This window comes from Variovorax endophyticus (genome assembly GCF_025376855.1).
GTDB lineage: Bacteria > Pseudomonadota > Gammaproteobacteria > Burkholderiales > Burkholderiaceae_C > Variovorax.
In genome coordinates, this window is the sequence record NZ_JAHUTH010000001.1 from 224,931 (window position 1) to 243,798 (window position 18,868).

Here is an 18,868-nt window from a genome sequence, read left to right on the forward strand (position 1 = left end):
CTACACCAGCCGCTTGATCGCCTTCTTGCGCCACACCAGCTGGTAGTACGCGGTCTGCAGCAGCAGCATCGCGCCGAAGGTCACCGGGTAGGCATACCAGATGCCGTCCAGGCCGATGCGGTGGCTCATGAACCAGGCCACCGGCACCTCGAGGCCGAGCAGGCAGGCGATCGAGATCAGCGTGGGCACCAGCACCGAGCCGCTGGCGCGCATGATCCCCGACAGCGCAGAGGCCATGCCGAAGATCACCAGGCTCCACAGCATGATGTGCAGCAGCTCCTGGGCGATCTCGATCACCGGCGCGCTGGTGATGAAGAAGCCCATCAGCGGCCGCGAGAACAGGTAGCCCAGCAGCACCAGGCCGCCGGTGAGCAGCAGGTTCATCATCAGCGCCGTGCGCGCGATGGCGCCGAGGCGGTCGGCGCGGCCGGCGCCGATGGCCTGCGCGCCGAGGATCGAGGCCGTGATCGCGATCGAGATGGCCGGGAACTGCACATAGGCCACGACCTGGTTGACCGCGCCGTAGGCGGCCGTGGCGCTCGAGCCGTAGCCGTTGACCAGCGACAGCAGCACCACCTCGGCCAGCGCCACCACGATCATCTGCACTCCCGTGGGCACGCCGACCTTGAGCACGGTCTTGAGCAGTAGCGGGTCGATGCGCATGCTGCGCAGGAAGACCGCGTCGGGCGCGAGCGGGCTGTTGCGCCGGCGCAGCCGCCAGCCCAGCCACAGGGTCGCGACCAGGAACGAGAGCACCGAACCCCAGGCGCCGCTGGTCACGCCGAGCTGCGGCAGGCCGCCCCAGCCGCGGATCAGGGCCGGCGTGACGAGCATGCCGATGGTGGTGGAGATCAGCAGCGTGAGCAGCGGCGTGACGGTGTCGCCCACGCCGCGCAGCATCGCGGTCGAGATCAGGAACACGAACACGCCGGGCATCGCGATCAGCATGATCCGGGCATAGCGCGTGGCCTCGGCCAGCACGTCGGGCGGCGTGCCCAGCGCCGCCAGCAGCGGCGTGGTGAAGGCGCCGCCGAACACCGCGATCACCAGGCCCATCAGGATGCCCACGCTCAGCGTGGTGCCGGCCACCGCCTTGGCGCGGGCGACGTCGCGCGCGCCCCAGGCCTGGCCGATCAGCACCGAGGCGCCGGCGCCCAGGCCGATCACGAAGGCGATGAAGAAGAAGAACACCGGGAAGAAGCTGGAGACCGCGGCCAGCGCGGTCACGCCGATCATCTGGCCGATGTAGATGTTGTTGAGCGTGCCCGACAGCGACTGCAGGATGTTGCTCAAGAGCATGGGGGCGAGGAAGAACAGGAAGGTCTTCCACAGGGCGCGCGGCGCGCCCACGGGTGCCACGGGCGTGCCCTGGAGGCCGCTCGGGTTGGGGGCTGTGTCTGTCTTGGCGTTCATTCGTGGGTCCAGCTCGCGCCGGAGAGTTCTTGGAGGTGGGCCCGCAGGTCCTCGGGCCAGGTCGAAATGTGTTGCTCGAAGCGTTCGCGCTCGAGCGCGAACAGGGCGCGCATGGCTTCCTCGAAACCGGGCAGGTTGCCGGCCAGCACGGTCATCACGCCGTAGGTGGCTTCCCGCGCCGCGCGTGCGGCATCGCGCCCCGCGTTGACGCGGCGTGCCTCGTCGATCAGCCGGCGCAGCGCGACCGAGGCGCCGCCGGGCTGGCGGCCCAGCCATTCCCACTGGCGCGGCAGCAGCGTGACCTCGCGCGCCACCACGCCGAGCTTGGGGCGGCCGACGCCGCGCGGCGGCTCGCCGGCCGGCGCCGGTGGCTCGCGCAGGTCGAGGTCGATCTGCGCGCCGCTTTGGTCATCGAACACCAGGTACGGCGTGTCGTCGGTGCGCGCGCGCAGCGCGGCGACCAGCTCGGCGCGCGAGCCGCGTGCGATGCGGTGGAAGCCGGCGAAAGCAGTCAGGGTGGACGCGGGATCGGCGCAGGCCGGGAGGGAGGAAGTCTCGAGGGTCATGGAGGCGGAGCGGTAATTTACCCGGGCGCAATGAAGAAAGCCTGACTTTTCTTGCGCCCGGCGAATGAGGAAGGTGAGGGGGACGGCGGGCACCGGCGAAGGCTCAGGCGCGCGGTCGCGCCGGGCCGTTGTAGCCCTGCGCGCCATGGCAGCCGGACTCCTCGGCCCAGAGCTCGAACAGCGCCTCGAGTTCGGCCGCGCGGTCGAAGGCCGGGTCGTCGCGCTCCTTCACGCGCGCCAGTTCCTCGAAGGCGAAGGCCTCGGCGCCGAGCGCGATCCAGTCCTGCTGCAGCGCCTTGTTACGGTGGCTGCGCAGGTTCAGCTCGAAGCGCTGGCGGTTCATCGCGCCCATGATGTCGAGCGCGGCCGCGGCGTAGACCCGGCCCGTCTTCAGGTTGCGGATCGCGAACACGCCGGCGGGGAGCGTGCTGTCCTTGTACTGCCGGGTGAGGGCGCGCCGTGATTCCTGGGAAAGTGTCATGGCGTCAATTTTACCCGGGTTAAATTGAAAACATCAATATACCCGGGTAAAAATAGGCGCGCGCCTCAAACCCCGCGCAGGCGCCGCCAGGCCCGCAGCGCGCGCCGATTGAAGGCATGCACCAGCCGCCAGGGCCGGCTTTGCCGCACGAGGCCCAGCACCCGGTCCTTCCAGGCCTTCCAGCGCGGATACCAGCGCGCGAACAGCGGGATGCGCATCAGCGTGCCCTCGACCAGCTGGAAGATCCGTGCCACCACAGCGGTGCCGGCCAGCTTGGCCGCGACCAGCACCGCGACGCCGCTGCCCGCGTGGCCATGGCTGAACAGGAACAGCGCCAGCACCTTGACCGGCAACAGCAGCAGCACCGGCAGCAGGAAGGCCAGGAGCGCACCCCAGGGCGGCAGGCCGCGCAGCCAGGCCTCGGCGCGCGCCCACAGCGGCAGCCGGGCCAGCCGCGCCGCGAGCGCGGCCAGCGGTTCCCAGCCCCATTCCTCGAACAGCAGCAAGGGCACCAGCAGCACGGCGAACACCGTCCGTAACAACTTGCCGAAGCGGGACGGCGGCCGGCGCGGGCCAGGGGAGGAGGGTGGTTGCACGGTGGGGAGGTGGGGGCACGGAGCGGTCGGACAAGTGTCCGCGCCCGGTGGCCGGGCGCCATTTTCACTATGGCAAACTCGCGCGCTTCATTCGACCAACGCGACCGGCCGGCCGGTCGCAGCGACAGGGACGCCACTCAGCAATGCAGAAAATCATTCGCCAGCTCGCCGCCGAAATCAAGGTGGGCGAGCATCAGGTGAAGGCCGCCGTCGAACTGCTCGACGGGGGCGCCACGGTTCCATTCATCGCGCGCTACCGCAAGGAAGCCACCGACGGCCTCGACGACACCCAGCTGCGCGAGCTCGAGGCGCGCCTGAGCTACCTGCGCGAACTCGAGGACCGCCGCGCCGCGGTGGTCAAGGCCATCGACGAACAGGGCAAGCTCACGCCCGAACTGCGCGCCGCGATCGAACTCGCGCCGACCAAGCAGGAGCTGGAAGACCTGTACCTGCCGTTCAAGCAGAAGCGCCGCACCAAGGGCCAGATCGCGCGCGAGTTCGGCATCGAGCCGCTGGCCGACAAGCTGCTGGCCGACCCCACGCTCGATCCCGCCGTGGAGGCCAAGGCCTTCCTGCAGCCCGCCACCACGCTCGACGACGGCAAGCCCGGCCCCGACTTCTCGACCGTGCCCGCCGTGCTCGACGGCGTGCGCGACATCCTCTCGGAACGCTGGGCCGAGGACGCCGTGCTGGTGCAGCGCCTGCGCGAATGGCTCTGGAACGAAGGTCTGCTCAAGTCCGGCCTGATGAGCGGCAAGGACGAGAACAACGCCGACGTCGCCAAGTTCCGCGACTACTTCGACTACGACGAGCCGATCGGCCGCGTGCCCTCGCACCGAGCGCTGGCCGTGTTCCGCGGCCGCGCGCTCGACATCCTCGACGCCAAGCTGGCGCTGCCGGTGGAGCCCGAGCCCGGCAAGCCCAGCGTCGCCGAAGGCCGCATCGCGCTGCACCTGGGCTGGAGCCATGCCGGCCGCCCGGCCGACGACCTGCTGCGCAAGTGCGTGGCCTGGACCTGGCGCGTGAAGCTCGCGCTGTCGACCGAGCGCGATCTGTTCACGCGCCTGCGCGAGGACGCCGAGAAGGTCGCGATCAAGGTCTTCGCCGACAACCTGCGCGACCTGCTGCTGGCCGCGCCGGCCGGCCCGCGCGTGGTGATGGGCCTGGACCCCGGCATCCGCACCGGCGTGAAGGTGGCGGTGGTCGATGCCACCGGCAAGCTGGTCGAGACCGCGACCGTGTTCCCGCACGAACCGCGCAAGGACTGGGAAGGGTCGCTGCACACCCTCGGCAAGCTCTGCGCCAAGCACGGCGTGAACCTGATCGCGATCGGCAACGGCACCGCCAGCCGCGAGACCGACAAGCTCGCCGCCGACCTGATCAAGCTGCTCGCCAAGATGGCCGCCCAGGCCGGCGCGCCCGAGATGAAGGTCGACAAGGTGGTGGTCAGCGAGGCCGGCGCTTCCGTCTATTCGGCCAGCGAATTCGCGGCCCAGGAGATGCCCGACGTCGACGTCAGCCTGCGCGGCGCCGCCTCGATCGCGCGCCGGCTGCAGGACCCGCTGGCCGAGCTCGTGAAGATCGACCCCAAGAGCATCGGCGTGGGCCAGTACCAGCACGACGTGAACCAGAGCGAGCTCGCGCGCACCCTGCAGGCCGTGGTCGAAGACTGCGTGAACTCGGTGGGCGTGGACCTCAATACCGCGAGCGTGCCGCTCCTGAGCCGCGTCTCGGGCCTGTCCTCGGCCGTGGCCAAGGCCGTGGTGCGCTGGCGCGATGCCAACGGCGCCTTCGGCACCCGCAAGCAGCTGCTCGAGGTCACGGGCTTCGGCCCCAAGGCCTTCGAGCAGAGCGCGGGCTTCCTGCGCATCCGCGGCGGCACCGATCCGCTCGACGTCACCGGCGTGCATCCCGAGACCTATCCGCTGGTCGAGCAGATCATCGTCAAGACCGGCAAGCCCATCGCCGAGCTGATGGGCCGCGCCGACATGCTCAAGACGCTCAAGCCCGAGCTGTTCGCCAACGAGAAGTTCGGCGTCATCACCGTCAAGGACATCCTCGGCGAACTCGAGAAGCCCGGCCGCGACCCGCGCCCCGACTTCAAGGTGGCGCGCTTCAACGACGGCGTGGAGGACATCGCCGACCTGCAGGAGGGCATGATCCTCGAGGGCACCGTGAGCAACGTCGCCCAGTTCGGCGCCTTCATCGACCTCGGCGTGCACCAGGACGGCCTGGTCCACGTGAGCCAGCTGAGCCACAAGTTCGTCAACGACGCGCGCGAGGTCGTGAAGACCGGCGACATCGTCAAGGTGAAGGTGATGGAGGTCGACGTGGCGCGCAAGCGCATCGGCCTGTCGATGAAGCTCGACGCCGCGCCCGCGCGCCGCGACGGCCCGCGCGACAACCGCTTCGAAGGCGCCGGCCGCGGCCAGCAGCCGCGCCGCGACAACACGCCGCAGCCTTCGGGGCAGATGGCGAATGCGTTTGCGAAGTTGCAGGGGTTGCGCAAGTAATCCGCGCGACGCGCACGAATCCTGCTGATGGCCCTGGCATGAAAGCCCTGCGCATCTACGCCGGCCCCGCCGCGCGCCGGCACATCGAGGTCCAGGGCCTGCGGCCGCAGGACGTGCGCACGATCCCCGGCGCGGCCGGCGGTCCCAAGGGGCTGATCCTCGGGCCGATCGACCGCTTCGTCTTCGGCGAGTGGCTCACGCAGTCCAGCCAGCCGGTGCACCTGGTGGGCGCGTCGATCGGCGCCTGGCGGCTGGCCACGGCCTGCCTCGGCGATCCGGTCGCGGCCTTCGAGCGCTTCGAGCACGACTACGTGCGCCAGCAGTTCGAGGTGCCGCCGGGGCAGAAGCGGCTGAGCCCGCACCAGCTGAGCGAACGCTTCGCCGAGAGCCTGCAGGCCTTCTATGGCGGGCGCATCGGCGAGGTGCTCGCGCATCCGCGCTACCGGCTGCACGTGGTGACCTCGCGCGGGCGCCACATCCTCGGGCGCGAGGGCAGGGCGCGCACGCCGGTCGGCTACCTCGGCGCCTTCGCCTCGAACAGCGTGCACCGCAAGACCCTGGGCGCCTGGCTCGAGCGCTGCGTGTTCTCCACGCCCGGCGCCGAGCTGCCCTTCGGCACGCGCGACTTCCGCACCCGGCAGCATGCGCTACGCGAGGACAACTTCAACCTGGTGCTGCAGGCCTCGTGCTCGATCCCGTTCCTGCTGGCCGCGGTGCACGACATCCCGGGCGCGCCGCGCGGCGCCTACTGGGACGGCGGCATCACCGACTACCACCTGCACCTCGACTACCAGCCGGTCGACGACGGCCTGGTGCTGTACCCGCATTTCCAGCGCGCGGTGGTGCCGGGCTGGCTCGACAAGGGGCTGCGCTGGCGCCACAGGTCCACGGGCTTCCTCGACCGCATGGTGGTGCTGGCGCCCGATCCCGACTGGGTGAAGACCCTGCCCAACGGCAAGCTGCCCGATCGCAAGGACTTCATCCATTTCCAGAACGACGCGCAGGCGCGCATCGCGGCCTGGACGCGGGCCACGCGCGAGGCCCAGCGGCTTTCGGACGAATTGCGGGAATGGCTGGCGCGCGGCAGCGCGGCCGAGATCCTGCCGCTCTGAGCGGCGCCGGGCAAACCCTGAACGGGCACGCGGCCCGCGCTTCGAGAATGGCCCGCATGCCGTCCGCCCCGGACGGCGCATAACAAGCAGGAGACCGTTCCCGATGCCCCATGCCCTGATGTCGCGCCGCCGCTTCGCCATCGCCACCTCCGCCGCCGGTGCGGCCGCCACGCTCGGCCTGCCGGTGCTCGCGCAGAGCGCCTGGCCCAACAAGCCGATCCGCATCGTCGTGCCCTACACGCCCGGCGGCTTCACCGACCAGATGGCGCGGCTGGTGCAGATCGGGCTGCAGACGCGGCTGGGCCAGCCGGTGCTGATCGACAACAAGCCCGGCGCCAACAGCCTGATCGGCGTCGATGCGGTCGCCAAGGCCGCGCCCGACGGCAGCACCTTCGGCGTGGTGATCGCGGCCTATGCGGCCAACACCTCGCTCTATCCGAAGCTGCCCTACGACCCGCGCAAGGACCTCGCGGGCGTGTCGCTGATGGGCGTGTCGCCGCTGCTCGCGGCGGTCAACCTCGACGCGCCGTTCAAGACCGCGCGCGAGCTGATCGACTACGCGCGCGCGAATCCCGGCAAGGTGAGCTTCGGTTCGTCGGGCAACGGCTCGGCCGCGCACCTCACGACCGAGCTGTGGAAGTCGCTCACGAAGACCTACATGATCCACATCCCGTACCGCGGCGCGGTGCCGGCGCTGACCGACCTGATGGGCGGGCAGATCCAGCTCTTCTTCGATGCGCCCACCGGGCTCATCAACCAGGCCAAGGCCGGCAAGATCCGGCTGATCGGCGTGGCCGGCGACAAGCGGCTGCCCGCGGTGCCGGACGTGCCGACCTTCATCGAGCAGGGCTTCGCGGGCTTCACCGGCAGCACCTGGGCCGGCATGCTCGCGCCGGCCGGCACGCCGCGCGAGATCGTCAAGCGCATGTCGGACGAGGTGGCGCGCATCATCAAGAGCGACGAGACGCGCGCGAAGCTCGATGCGATGGGCACCTTTCCGGCCGGCGGCACGCCCGAGGAATTCGATGCCTTCATCGCGTCGGAGACCGCGAAGTGGGGCGCGGTGATCCGCACCGCGGGCGTGAAGGCGGAGTAGCACCAGCCCGGCCGTCGAAGGCTCAGGCCGCCAGCACCAGCACCTTGAACTGGCTCGGCACGATCCGCATGCCGACGATGTTGCAGCGGTTCTGCACCGACAGGCTGGTCATGCGCGTGCACGGCGTGCCCTTGAGCAGCACGGTGAAGGCGCCCGTGATGTGGCGCGAAGGCCCCATCACCGTCTGCGAGACCACGCCCATCAGCACGCCCGCGTTGTCGCCGTTGGTGATCGGCGTGACGGTCGCCATGTTGTGGGCCGGCGTGCCGCCGTAGAGGATGTTCCAGGCGTTGGGAATCGCGGTCGGGCCCAGCGCGATGTTGGGGTAGGGGATCGGCAATGCCGGTGGCGTCTTGCAGACGTCGGGGAAGGCGAGGTCGACACCCATCATCTGTGCGTTGGCGAACATGGTTGACTCCTTTTCCGATCCGTTCAGGCTGAGCTTGTCGAAGCCCTGCGCGGCGCTTCGACAAGCTCAGCGTGAACGGGTATGGGGTTTGACAGGGCGAGCTTTCGGGTCAGCCCATGTGGATCTGCTCGGCATCCACCTTGACCAGTCCCTTGCTGCTCACCAGCGTGTTCTTCGCATGCAACCGCAGGGTCTCCTCGGCCTGGTAGTCGATCTGCCCCGCGCGCACCTGCTCGACCTCCTCGGTGAGCCTGAAGCTCGAGCGCGTGAGCACGCTGAGCCGGTCGAGCACGGTCTCGCAGGTGCGGCCGACGAAGCGCGCGAGCAGCGTGGTGATGCGCACTTCGCCGCCGCGGTAGTCCATCTCGCCGATCTCGACCTCTGCCTTGCGCGCTCGCAGATCGAGTTCGGGCGCGGCCAGTTCGAGCCGGGTGCCGGCCTGCAGCGTGAGCACGCCGTCGACCGCGAGCCGCGCCTGTGCGGGATCGGCCTGCGTGATGACGGCGATCAGGTAGGCCTGGTCGCGCCGCGGCCCGGCCACCAGCACCGTGTCGCCGACCGAGGGCTGCAGCAGGCAGCTCGCGGCGCGCGGGCAGTGCCAGCGTTCGCCGCCGGCCTGGGCCTCGACGAGGAAGGCATCGCCGGGCAGCGCCTGCAGCACGGTGCCGAGGGCGTTGCCGGTCCAGGCGGCGGGCGCGGGCAGTGGACGGCGCAGCAAGGCCTGCATGTCCGGTGCGTGGTGCGCGGTAGGAGCGGAGGCGCGTTCGCGCAGGGCGGCGGGGCTCATGGTGCGAGGTCCTCGAGGTCGTCGGAAGTGGAAGGCAGCGGCCGGCCGAAACCGTCGCGGCCCGCGCGTTGCGGCCGGTCCTGGCGCGCGGCCGAGAAGCGTTCGGCCTCGAACAGGGCCGGGTCGCTGTCGAGCACGCCGCCGCGCTCGCCCCATCGGGTGCCGGACTGCAGCGCGCGGTGCATCTGCGTGCGCTCGAAGAAGGCGCCGCGCAGGTCGGCCTCGCCGAGGTCGGCATAGGCGAAGTCCGCATACACGAGCCGGCTGCGCGCGAACGAGGTGCGGCGGCACCGCGCGCGATGGAACACGCACTGCTCGAGCCGCGCATCCGACAGGTCGGCGTCGTCGAGCCGCGCACAGACCCACAGGCTCTGGTCGAAATGGCCGCCGCGCGCATCGGCCTGGCGCAGGTCGGCCTCGGGAAACAGGCACTGCGGCGCATGCACCGCGGTGAGCACCGCGCGCGCGAGCTTCGCGCCCTTGAAGTTGCACTGGACCAGCGTCGCGCGGTCGAAGTTGCAGCCGCCGAGGTCGGCATCGATGAACTGGCAGAGCCGGAACTGCTGGCCCGAGAAGTCCTGGCCCGCGAGATCGGCCTCGCTGAAGATCACGTTGTGAAAGCTGGCGCCCGCGAAGCGCGCGTCGCGCAGCGCGGCGCGGTAGTAGACGGTGGTGTCGAGCGTCACCGCGTCGAAGCGGGTGCCGGCCAGGCTCGATTCGCCGAACACGGCCTTCGTGAGGTCCGCACCCGCGAAGCTAGTGCCATCGAGCCGGCTCTGGTGAAAGGCAGCGAGGTCGGCCTTGGCCTCGGCGGCATCGGCCTCGTGCAGCTCGCAATCGCTGAAAGCCGCGCGGCTCATCGTGGCGCCGCGCAGGCTCGCGCGCGCCAGGCTGCAGCGGTGGAAGCCCGCGCGCTGCAGGTCGGCCCCGTCGAGCACGGCACCGTCGAAGCGGCAGGCATCGAAGGCCGACTCGGCGAGCTTCGCGCCGCGCAGGCTGGCGTTGGAGAAATCGCAGTCGCGCAGGGCGCCGCCGCTGAGGTCCAGGCCATCGAATCGCATGCCCTGGAAATCCTGCCGCTCGATGAATTCGCCGCCGCGCAGTTTCAGGGCCAGGGTCTCCGGCGTCATTGCACCGGATCCGCCGCGCGCCGCGGCAGCGTCTTGGCCTGTTCGAGGTAGGCGCCGTGGGTGTCGGTCACCGTGTCGATCACGGTCTGCGAAACGTCGGCGCGGAACAGGTTGGCTTCGCGCAGGTCGCAGGAGAGCAGGCGGGATTTCTGCAGATGGGCATTCATGAGGTTGGCGCCGCGCAGCGAGGCCTGGGTGAAGTCGGCGCGGATGAACAGGCTGTCGGGCGCATCGATGGCGCCGAGGTCGGCGCCGGTCAGCACGCAGCCCGAGAGATCGCAGGTGTCGAGCGTGGCGCGCACGAAGCGCGCGCCCTCGAGCTGCATCTCGCGCAGGCTGCAATGGACCAGCGTGGCGCCTTCGAAATCGACCGTGCGCAGGCTGCTGGTGCCGACGAAGCAGGTGGTGCGCAGCGTGGCGCCGCGAAAACTCACGCGCCGGTCGGCCACGGTGTGGGCCCAGGCGCAGGCTTCGAGCGAAGCGCCCGCGAAGTCCAGGCCCTCGACCTCGCAGGCAATGAGGCCGAACTTGTGCAGCGTGGCGCCGCGAAAGCTGCAGTCCACGAGCCGGCTGCCTTCGAGCACGGTCACGTAGTCGAAGTGCGCATCGTCGAAGCGGCAGCCCTCGAAATGCATGCCGAACAGGTTCAGGTGCGCGAGCCGCGCGCCGCCGAAGTCGCAGTGGTCGAAGCGGCTTTTCTCGCTCGTGGTTTCGTGCAACCGGGCGTGCGCGAACGAGGTGCGCTCGCAGCGTGCGAGGCTCAGGTTGGCGCGATCGAGCACGCAGTGGGCCAGCGAGGCATGCGCGAGGTTCGCGCGCACCAGCACCGCCTCGGTGGCATCGGCGCCGTCGAGCTGCGCGCCCGCGAGCGAGGCGCTTTCGAGCAGGGTGCGGTGCAGCCGGGCGCCGCGCAGGTCGATGCCCGAGAGGTCGGCGCCGGTCAGGTCCAGGCCCGAGAGATCGCGCGTGGTCGCCATGAGCTGCAGCACGCGTTCGCGCGCCTCGGCCGCGCGGGTGCCGTCCATCGCATCGGCGGCGCTCTGGTGCTGGGCGCCGAGCCGGTACATGTCGATCAGGCCGCGGCGGCCGTTCTCGGCCGCCTGCTCGAGCGCGCGCTGCTGCTCGGGCGGCATCTGCGGGCTGCGCGTGGCGGGCGCGATGCCCAGCAGGCCCTGCATCACGGTCTTCGCATCGAAGGCCGGCGGGCCCTTGACCTCGGTGCGCTGCGCGCCGTCGACCATCTCGCCGGTGTCGAAGCCGACCTTGCGCGACTCGGGCGCGTTGGCCTTCGCATGCCGCGCGAGGTCGCGGCGGCCGTCCTCGAGCTTCTGCAACTGTTCGCGCTCGTAGGCCTTGGCGCGCTCCATGAACGCGGGCAGCTCGCTGAGGCTCGGCCGCCTGGTGAAGGGCTCGGGCACCGCGCGCTCCTTGAAGTGGCGCGGCTTGTGGCCGGCTGCCACGCCCTTGTCGGCGAGGTCTTCGCGCAGCACGCGCGCGCGTTCGCGCATGTTGCGCACCAGCGGCGATTCCTCTTCCTCGAGCTGGTCGAGCCAGGGACCGATGGTCTCGGCGGGCAGCAGTTCCTCGTCGCGGAAGGTGTGGAGCGCGCCGGTCTCGGGATCGCTGCGGCGCTGCAGGATCTCGAGGTAGTGGGCCAGCGGTCGCGGTGCATCGGCGGCGCGCTCGATGGCGGGCATGAGGTGCGTGATGTCGGCGGCGTCGTCCTCGGCGATCGCGGTCTCGCCATGGAAGATCAGCGCGATCTGTTCGCGGTGCGGGAAGAACCAGGCCGTGGTGAGCCGCAGCTCGACCTCGTCGAAGTGGCCAGGCTCGTCGCTGCCGGCCTGCGTCCTGCGCGCCACGAAGCCGCGCGCGCGCCAGTCGGGCAGCCGGCCGTGCTGCACGGGCCGCGCGGGATGCATGTTCAAGATCTCGTAGGGAGTGCCGCCCGCGATGCGGTCGGCCTGGGGCCAGCGCTGCTCGGGCACGGCGGCGTTGAAGAGCCGCCAGTCCATGTCCTGCGCGAAGCCGGGGAACAGGTGCTCGCGCCAGTGCGCGCCGTAGTCGCTGCCGATCAGCCGCATGCGCGCGGGCCAGCTCACGTCGATCGCGCCGGGGCAGGCCGGCTCCATCGTGCGGCCCGGATGGTCGATGCGGCGCTGCGGATGCTCGACGTTGGGCAAGCGCTGCACCCACAAACCGTTCACGAGTTCGGGCTGGTGGCCGATGCCCAGCGGGTTGTCGGCGAAGGCCGGACCGCCGTAGGCGCGGCTCCAGTCCAGCCGCATCGATTCGAAGGGCTGCGGTGCGCTCGCGCGGCCGTCGATCCAGTAGCGGTCGCCGAACACGGCGAACCGGCGTGCCAGCGCGCCCACGCGCAGCTCGACCGCGCAGGCTGTCTTCTCGGCCTGGTGATGGGTGTAGGCATGGCCGGTGGCAAGGAACTCGGCGCAGGCCTTGGGCATGCCGAGGTCGATGGCGCCGGTGGGGCCCAGCTCCTCGGAGACCGTCTTCCAGAATTCGGTCTCGGGCAGCAGTACCGGCTGTTCGTCCATCGGCACCATGCCCATCACCGTGAGTGCCAGGCGTTGATGGCCCTGGCGCAGGAAGGGGCGCGTGATGACGCTCAGCCGCAGGGGTTTGACTGTTTTCACGGGCGGGCGCGCGGCTCAGTGCGAGGCGCGCGGAATCTCGAGCGGCGTGCGCGCGCGGTCGATGGCGAAGATGGAGGCGTCGTTCGGATCGCGCAGCAGGTGCACCGGCTTGCCGGGCACCGCGAACTGCGGCAGCAGCCCTTCGTCGATCAGCGTGCGCACGACGGCGCGTCGTTCTTCCACGACGGCGTCGGTGCCGAGCACGCGCAGTGCGAGTTCGACGGCATAGACGGTCTGGCCCTGCGAGCCGCCGCGCGAGAGTTCATTCTCGGAACGCTTGAGCGACTCGACCACGGCCTGCGCGGGAATGCCGGTCTGCGCCAGCCGCTCCCAGGTCTTGGCCTCGGCCGAATAGATACGGTTCTCGCGCGTGGCCGCGATCACGACCGACACCGCCACCAGCAGCATCGAGCCCATCAGCACCGCGAAGACGATCCACAGCAGGATTTCCATTCGTTCGCTTCGTCAGGCCACCAGTGTCAGCACCTTGAACTTCGCCGCCAGGCCGCCGGTCGCGATCAGCATGCCCTTGTTGGCGATCTTCAGGCCCGTGGTGCTGATCTTCAGCGGCGCGTTCTTCATCGAGAAGATGGCCACGTCGATCTTGACCGTCGCGAGCTGCGCGTTGAGCGCCGCGTAGTACTGCAGCCGCGCGCCCCACACGTCCAGCGACATGCCCACCAGGCTCAGCCGGAAGCCCACGCCGCCCACGCGCGCGAGCCGCCAGTCGCCGCTCGAGGCGTAGTTGTTGTTGTAGACGGTGGAGTTGTTGGTGTAGTTGTTGGTCGTGTTGTTGTAGGTGGTCGACGTCGTGTTGTAGACGTTGGTGTTGATGACGTGCTGCGTCGTGTTGTGGACGTGGTTCGTGGTGTTGAAGGTCACGTCGGGCGAGGTGTGCACCGTCGGGCCGGTCACGATGGTGGTCGAGGGGCCGTTGACCGTCGTGTTGTTGACGGTGTTGATGGTGTCGTTGCGCCCGCCGCTCACGAAGCGGATCTCCTGGCCGTCGATGGTGCCGTGGAAGCCGCCGGTGATGGCGAGGTTCACGCCGCCCGTGATGGTGTCGTTCAGGCCGCCCGCGAGGTTGCGGTTCTTGCCGCCGGTGATGCGCTGGTTGACGCCGCCACTGATGGTCTCGCTGAAGCCGCCGGTCACGTCGCGGGTGTCGCCGCCGGTGATGGTCTCCTGCGCGCCCGCGGTGATGTCGCGCGTCTCGCCGTCCTGGTAGGTGGCCGACTCGTGGCCCTTGATCAGCGTGGTGCGCGTGCCGTCGGTGGTGTGGGTCTCGTCGGCCTCGACCTCCACGTCGAGGTTGCGCTCGGCATGCAGCAGGATCTGCTCGGCGCCGGTGCGGTCCTCGAAGCGCAGCATGTTCGCCTGGTTGGCCGCGCCGCCCTCGCTCGAGCGCGTGAGGATGCCGCTGGCCGTGGCGTTGGCCGGCAGTTCCCACGGCGGCATCTGGTCGCTGTTGTAGACGCGGCCCGTGATGATCGGCCGGTCGGGCTCGCCGCCGATGAAGTCGACGATGACCTCCTGGCCCACGCGCGGCATGTGCATGGTGCCGAAGTTCGCGCCGGCCCAGCTGCTGGACACGCGCACCCAGCAGGAGCTGTTCTCGTCGGCCTGGCCATAGCGGTCCCAGCGGAACTGCAGCTTCACGCGGCCGAAGCGGTCGGTCCAGATCTCCTGCGGGCCGACCACGGTGGCGGTCTGCGGGCCGTTGGTGCGCGGGCGCGGCGTCTTGCGCGCGGGTCGGTAGGCCACGGAGGAGGGCAGCACGGTGAAGTCGAACTCGCACACCGATTCGGCGCTGCCGCCGCTCGAGTACTCGGGCTCCTGCAGGTCGTAGCGGGTCTCGGTGACCAGGTACTCGCGGTTGTCGGCCTCGCGCGGGCAATGCGTGAGCGAGAACAGGTAGCCGGGCGCCATGCCCGCCACGTTGGTGTGGCCCGCGGCCAGCTCGTGCGCGCACTGCAGCTCCTGCAGCCGGATGCGCGCATAGGTGTCGCCCTGCTGGTGCTCGCTGTAGCCGCCCAGCCATTCGTAGACCTCGTACGAAGCATGGTCGTGGCCCTTGGGGTCCTGCTGCACGCTCTGCAGCGAGGCGCGCGACTTGCGGAAATCGAAGTCGTCGAGCATCACTCGGCCCGAGGTGATCTGCTCGGCCACGCGCCAGCGGTCGATGCAGGGCTCGAGCGCATCGACCACGCGGTCGCGCGGCCGGTACGGGATGCTGGCGTAGCCGGGCAGCGGCCGGTAGGCGCCGGCGTCGTCGGCCAGCACCAGCAGGTGCGAGCCGTTCGAATGCTCGAAGTGGTAGGAGATGCCTTCGTGCTCCATGAGGCGGCTCGCGAAGGCGAAGTCGCTCTCCTGGTACTGCACGCAGTTCTCCCAGCTGCGGTAGCTGCCGGTCAGTCGCTTCTCGTATTCGAAGCCGTATTTGCCGAGCACCTCGTCGAGCACTTCGGGCACGCTCTTGTTCTGGAAGATGCGGCTGTCGGTGGTGCGCGTGAGGTACCAGAGCCAGGGCTGCACCAGCGCGCGGTAGACGTAGTGGCGGCCGGTCTCGTTGGCACGGCCCAGCAGTTCGAAGCGCACCACGGTGCCGTTGAGGAAGCGCGGGCCGGCATCGTCCGAGACCTCGATGCTCAGCGAGGTGCCCAGCAGCGTCTTCAGGTCGAGGTTGAAGCTGTTGCTGACCATGTCGACCTCGAACTCGAAGAGTCTGGAGAGGCCTTCCTGTCCCCGCATCGCGCGAAACTTCAGCTGCTCGGCGCTCAGTGCGGTGTGGACCCGGATGGTTCGCGTCATTCGAAGGTGTTCCCTGTTCTCGAAGGACCCGGCGGGTGCGGGTCGTCGAGGCCAGTCTAGGAAGCCCTCATGTCATCGACATGACGCGATGGTGCATGCGACGCGCTAAGACCGCGCGCTTAAGACGAACTGTTTATAAGGCCGGGCCAAGCGCCACGGCCCGGCCTCACATCGAGGCTTCGAGCATCGCGCGGTAGTCGTCGCGCGTGGCCAGCCGCGGGTTGGTCTTGTGGCAGTGGTCGGCCATCGCGCCGTCGATGATCTGCTCGAACAGCGCGGGCGTCACGCCCACTTCGGCCAGGCCCCTGGGCAGGCCCAGGCGCGCGTTCATGTCGCGGATCGCATCGCCGAGGTCGCCAGCCGAATCGAGGTGCATGGCCTGCGCCATGCGCTGCAGCCGCTGCTCCTTCTGCACCGACTCGGCACCGGCGTTGAAGTGGATCACCGCGGGCAGGAACAGCGCGTTGAGCGTGCCGTGGTGCAGGCGCGGATCGACGCCGCCGAGGCTGTGGCTCAGCGAGTGCACGCAGCCCAGGCCCTTCTGGAACGCCATCGCGCCCTGCATCGAGGCGCTCATGAGGTTGAGGCGTGCCTCGCGGTCGCTGCCGTCCTTGGTGGCGCGCTCGATGTGGCCCCAGGCGCGCTCGAGGCCGTCAAGGCCGATGCCGTCGGCCGGCGGGTTGAAGGCGGCCGACATGAAGGTCTCCATGCAGTGCGCGATCGCGTCCATGCCGGTGGCGGCGGTCAGGCGCGGCGGCAGGCCGAGCGTGAGCTCGGGGTCGCAGATCGCGGCCTTGGGCATCAGGAACCAGCTGTGGAAGCCGAGCTTTCGGTGGTCGTCGACGATCACGATCGCGCCGCGCGCGACCTCGCTGCCGGTGCCGCTGGTGGTGGGCACCGCGATCAGCGGCACCACGCGCTCGGTGATCTTCGGCGAACCGCCCTCGATGGTGGCGTAGGTCTTGAGCGGGCCCTCGTGCGTGGCCGCGATCGCCACGCCCTTGGCGCAGTCGATGGCCGAGCCGCCGCCCACGGCGATCAGGCCGTCGCAGCGGCCGCTGCGGTAGAGCTCGACGGCCGCGCGCACGGCGGCCTCGGTCGGGTTGGACGGGGTCTGGTCGAAGATCGTGACCTCGAGGTCGGCGATGGCGTCGATCGCCTTCTGCAGGATGCCGGCCGCGCGCACGCCGGCGTCGGTCACGATCAGCGGGCGGTTGATGCCGATGCGCGCGCACTCGCTCGACAGCAGCTTCACCGCGCCGAATTCGAACTGGATCTGGGTCAGGTATTGGATGAGGGCCATGGGGTGGGGGAGGGGTTCTCGAGCTGGCAGGCAAGTACGATGGCGGACCATCGAATCTACCAACAGGCAGGCAGCTTGCCCACGAAGAAAACCCTCGACGCTGTCGCACTCGGCACAGCGCTCGTTGGCTTCCCATGACATGACGACGAATCCCCCCGTACCTTTTTCCCCTCCGCTGACCGCCAGGATGGCCAGCGTGGTCGAGCGCATGGCGCGCGCCGGCCACCCTTCGCTCGACCAGCTCACGCCCGAGGAGGCCAAGGCCTCGTACGAGCGCGGCGCGGGCGTGCTCGAGGTGCCCAAGCCCGAGCTCGCGCGCATCGAGGATTTCGAGATCGCCGCGCGCGACGGCCACGCGATCCCCGCGCGGCTCTACGCGCCCTCGGCCGAGGTGCTGCCGGTGCTCGTGTACTTCCACGGCGGCGGCTTCACGGTCGGCAACATCCGCACCCACGACACGCTGTGCCGCGTGCTCAGCAAGAAGAGCGGCTGCGCGGTGGTGTCGGTCGATTACCGGCTCGCGCCCGCGCACAAGTTCCCGACCGCTTCCGACGATGCCTGGGACGCCTTCGCCTTCGTCGCGCGCCAGGGCGCGAGCCTGGGCCTCGATCCCGCGCGGCTCGCGGTCGGCGGCGACAGCGCGGGCGGCACGCTGGCCGCGGTCTGCGCGATCCTCGCGCGCGACGCGGGCCTGCCGCTCGCGCTGCAGCTGCTGATCTACCCCGGCATGACCGGCCACCAGGACACCGAGTCGCACCGCCGCTATGCGCAGGGCCCGCTGCTGACCAAGGCCCTGATCGACTACTTCTTCGGCCAGTACGTGCGCAGCCCGGCCGACCGCGACGACTGGCGCTTCGCGCCGCTGATCGCCGACGACGTCGACGACGTGGCACCGGCCTGGATCGCACTGGCCGAGTGCGACCCCGTGGTCGACGAGGGCATCGCCTATGCCGACAAGCTGCGTGCCGCGGGCGTGCCGGTCGACCTCGAGATCTACCGCGGCGTGATCCACGAGTTCCTCAAGATGGGCCGCGCGGTGCCCGAGGCGCTGCAGGCGCAGGACGACGCGGCGAAGGCGCTGCGCGAGGCGCTGCGGCCCTGACGATCCGACTTCTTTTCCCTGGAGACAACAAGAATGCAACGCAGTGATTTCCGTTTCTTCCACCGCCTGCGCGTGCGCTGGGCCGAAGTCGACATGCAGAAGATCGTCTTCAACGCGCACTACCTGATGTATTTCGACACCGCCATCGCCGACTACTGGCGCGCGCTCGCGCTGCCCTACGAGGAAGCGATGCATTCGCTGGGCGGCGATCTCTACGTGCGCAAGGCGACCATCGACTTCCGCGCCTCGGCGCGCATGGACGACGTGATCGACGTGGGCATGCGCTGCGCGCGCATCGGCACCTCGTCGATGACCTTCGAGGGCGGGCTGTTCCGCCAGGGCGAATTCCTGGTCGGCTGCGAGCTGGTCTACGTGTTCGCGGACCCGGCCACGCAGACCTCGAAGCCGGTGCCGGCCTCGTTGCGCGCGATCCTCGAGGGCTTCGAGGCCGGCGAGACGATGCGGGCCATCGACACCGGCGACTGGGCCACGCTCGGCGAAGGCGCGGCGGCGCTGCGGCGCGCGGTCTTCATCGAGGAGCAGAAGGTGCCCGAGGCGATGGAGTGGGACGAGCACGACGCGGCCGTGCCGCACGTGGTGGTGCGCAACCGGCTCGGCCAGGCGATCGCCACCGGCCGGCTGCTGCCGGCGCGGGACGGCCGCTCGATGATCGGCCGCATCGCGGTGCATCGCGCGCTGCGCAGCGGCGGCCACGGCGTGGCGGTGGTGCAGGCGCTCGAGGCCGCGGCCCGGGCGCGCGGCGATGCGGAGATCGCGCTCCATGCGCAGCGCAGCGCCGAGCGTTTTTACGAACGGCTCGGCTATGCGGTGCATGGCGAGCCCTTCGTCGAGGCCGACATCCCGCACATCGAGATGCGGCGCACGCTGCGTTGAG

At 70.0% G+C, this 18,868-nt stretch carries 16 protein-coding genes; 5 read left to right on the plus strand and 11 right to left on the minus strand.

Annotated elements, in window-relative coordinates; translation table 11 throughout:
* The 4 genes from KV106_RS00945 to KV106_RS00960 all read right to left on the minus strand — a co-directional run bounded on the left by KV106_RS00945 (position 1) and on the right by KV106_RS00960 (position 3,056).
* Positions 1–1,413, minus strand: coding sequence for an MATE family efflux transporter (locus KV106_RS00945; protein ID WP_409976467.1), 1,413 nt, complete (start codon positions 1,411–1,413; stop codon positions 1–3).
* A complete protein-coding gene (locus KV106_RS00950) occupies positions 1,410–1,979 on the minus strand; it encodes a DUF2239 family protein (protein ID WP_057590270.1) in 570 nt (189 codons plus the stop codon). Before KV106_RS00950 ends, KV106_RS00945 begins: the two co-directional genes overlap by 4 nt.
* 103 nt (positions 1,980–2,082) lie before the next feature.
* Complete coding sequence (locus KV106_RS00955; protein WP_057590269.1) at positions 2,083–2,460, minus strand: GIY-YIG nuclease family protein; 378 nt, start codon at positions 2,458–2,460, stop codon at positions 2,083–2,085.
* A gap of 65 nt (positions 2,461–2,525) precedes the next feature.
* Positions 2,526–3,056: a hypothetical protein gene (locus KV106_RS00960; RefSeq protein WP_082321993.1), complete on the minus strand. Its 531-nt coding sequence runs from the start codon at positions 3,054–3,056 to the stop codon at positions 2,526–2,528.
* A 143-nt stretch (positions 3,057–3,199) separates the two neighbouring features.
* On the opposite strand from KV106_RS00960, the gene KV106_RS00965 reads away from it, so the two are divergent.
* The 3 genes from KV106_RS00965 (at position 3,200) to KV106_RS00975 (ending at position 7,777) form a co-directional block, all read left to right on the plus strand.
* Positions 3,200–5,569, plus strand: coding sequence for a Tex family protein (locus KV106_RS00965; RefSeq protein ID WP_261205716.1), 2,370 nt, complete (start codon positions 3,200–3,202; stop codon positions 5,567–5,569).
* Positions 5,570–5,607: 38 nt separating this feature from the next.
* Positions 5,608–6,681, plus strand: a complete 1,074-nt coding sequence (locus tag KV106_RS00970; RefSeq protein WP_261205717.1) for a patatin-like phospholipase family protein — start codon at positions 5,608–5,610, stop codon at positions 6,679–6,681.
* A 103-nt stretch (positions 6,682–6,784) separates the two neighbouring features.
* Positions 6,785–7,777, plus strand: a complete 993-nt coding sequence (locus tag KV106_RS00975; protein WP_261205718.1) for a tripartite tricarboxylate transporter substrate binding protein — start codon at positions 6,785–6,787, stop codon at positions 7,775–7,777.
* A gap of 22 nt (positions 7,778–7,799) precedes the next feature.
* Here the strand turns inward: KV106_RS00975 and KV106_RS00980 are convergent, their stop codons facing one another.
* The 7 genes from KV106_RS00980 to KV106_RS01010 form a co-directional block, all read right to left on the minus strand.
* Positions 7,800–8,186 (minus strand): DUF4150 domain-containing protein, encoded by a 387-nt coding sequence (locus KV106_RS00980; RefSeq protein ID WP_057590264.1) that lies wholly within the window; start codon positions 8,184–8,186, stop codon positions 7,800–7,802.
* A 109-nt stretch (positions 8,187–8,295) separates the two neighbouring features.
* Complete coding sequence (locus KV106_RS00985) at positions 8,296–8,973, minus strand: DUF3540 domain-containing protein (protein WP_261205719.1); 678 nt, start codon at positions 8,971–8,973, stop codon at positions 8,296–8,298.
* Positions 8,970–10,103 carry a pentapeptide repeat-containing protein gene (locus KV106_RS00990; RefSeq protein WP_261205720.1) on the minus strand — a complete coding sequence of 378 codons (1,134 nt, stop codon included), beginning with the start codon at positions 10,101–10,103 and terminating at the stop codon, positions 8,970–8,972. Before KV106_RS00990 ends, KV106_RS00985 begins: the two co-directional genes overlap by 4 nt.
* Positions 10,100–12,757 carry a DUF2169 family type VI secretion system accessory protein gene (locus KV106_RS00995; protein ID WP_261205721.1) on the minus strand — a complete coding sequence of 886 codons (2,658 nt, stop codon included), beginning with the start codon at positions 12,755–12,757 and terminating at the stop codon, positions 10,100–10,102. Before KV106_RS00995 ends, KV106_RS00990 begins: the two co-directional genes overlap by 4 nt.
* A 15-nt stretch (positions 12,758–12,772) precedes the next feature.
* Positions 12,773–13,210, minus strand: coding sequence for a hypothetical protein (locus KV106_RS01000; protein WP_261205722.1), 438 nt, complete (start codon positions 13,208–13,210; stop codon positions 12,773–12,775).
* 12 nt (positions 13,211–13,222) lie between these two features.
* Positions 13,223–15,568: a type VI secretion system Vgr family protein gene (locus tag KV106_RS01005; RefSeq protein ID WP_261205724.1), complete on the minus strand. Its 2,346-nt coding sequence runs from the start codon at positions 15,566–15,568 to the stop codon at positions 13,223–13,225.
* A gap of 166 nt (positions 15,569–15,734) precedes the next feature.
* Positions 15,735–16,871 carry an iron-containing alcohol dehydrogenase gene (locus tag KV106_RS01010; protein ID WP_057590258.1) on the minus strand — a complete coding sequence of 379 codons (1,137 nt, stop codon included), beginning with the start codon at positions 16,869–16,871 and terminating at the stop codon, positions 15,735–15,737.
* 139 nt (positions 16,872–17,010) lie between these two features.
* On the opposite strand from KV106_RS01010, the gene KV106_RS01015 reads away from it, so the two are divergent.
* The gene (locus KV106_RS01015) at positions 17,011–17,973 is read left to right on the plus strand and encodes an alpha/beta hydrolase (RefSeq protein WP_261205726.1); all 963 of its coding nucleotides are present in this window, start codon (positions 17,011–17,013) and stop codon (positions 17,971–17,973) included.
* Between the two features lie 33 nt (positions 17,974–18,006).
* Positions 18,007–18,867 carry a YbgC/FadM family acyl-CoA thioesterase gene (locus KV106_RS01020; protein WP_261205728.1) on the plus strand — a complete coding sequence of 287 codons (861 nt, stop codon included), beginning with the start codon at positions 18,007–18,009 and terminating at the stop codon, positions 18,865–18,867.
* The last annotated feature ends 1 nt before the right edge of the window (position 18,868 follow it).